Origin of the sequence: Pseudomonas kitaguniensis (genome assembly GCF_009296165.1) — a bacterium.
In the GTDB taxonomy this organism is placed as follows: domain Bacteria; phylum Pseudomonadota; class Gammaproteobacteria; order Pseudomonadales; family Pseudomonadaceae; genus Aquipseudomonas; species Aquipseudomonas kitaguniensis.
In genome coordinates this window covers 1-507 of the sequence record NZ_VUAZ01000247.1, presented here as the reverse complement: position 1 = coordinate 507, position 507 = coordinate 1, and the positions used below count along the sequence as shown (strand labels likewise).

Genomic DNA, 507 nt, shown 5'->3' with positions numbered 1-507 from the left:
TGACAACCACATCGAGATAGAGAGTGCGTGCGGTGGTGTCTGCGCCTGCACCACCTGCCACTGCATCATTCGCGAAGGTTTCAACTCCCTCGAAGAAGCCGATGAGCTGGAAGAAGACTTTCTTGACCGTGCGTGGGGCCTGGAAGCGCAATCGCGCCTAAGCTGTCAGGCAAAGGTAGGAACTGAAGACATTACCGTCGAAATTCCGAAATATTCGCTCAACCATGCGGCCGAAGCGCCGCATTGATTCAAGGAAATGTCATGAGCCTGAAATGGGTTGATGTACAAGAAATCGCTATACAACTTGCTGAAGCTCACCCTGAGGTCAATCCTCTGACGGTCAACTTCGTCAAGCTGCGCAACCTGGTAATGGCGCTGCCGGACTTCGACGACATCCCGGACCGGGGTGGCGAAAAGGTTCTGGAGGCGATTCAAGGCCTGTGGATCGAAGAAGCAGACTGAGCCGCCTTTTTACGCAGTTAGGCAATACCTGATAACCCGCGTATA

General features: G+C 53.5%; 2 protein-coding genes. Both read left to right on the top strand.

Translation table 11 applies throughout. The annotated features are described in order from the left end of the window. Nucleotides 1-247 (top strand): ISC system 2Fe-2S type ferredoxin (gene fdx / locus F0169_RS27155; RefSeq protein WP_126844937.1); only part of this gene is annotated, 247 nt, incomplete at its 5' end. A gap of 14 nt (nt 248-261) precedes the next feature. After that, complete coding sequence (gene iscX, locus F0169_RS27150) at nt 262-462, top strand: Fe-S cluster assembly protein IscX (protein ID WP_032879605.1); 201 nt, start codon at nt 262-264, stop codon at nt 460-462. Nucleotides 463-507 lie beyond the last annotated feature (45 nt).

Excerpts from the sequence above, each read along its gene's own strand:
- iscX (WP_032879605.1), top strand. The coding sequence starts at position 262 with ATGAGCCTGAAATGGGTTGATGTACAAGAAATCGCTATACAACTTGCT.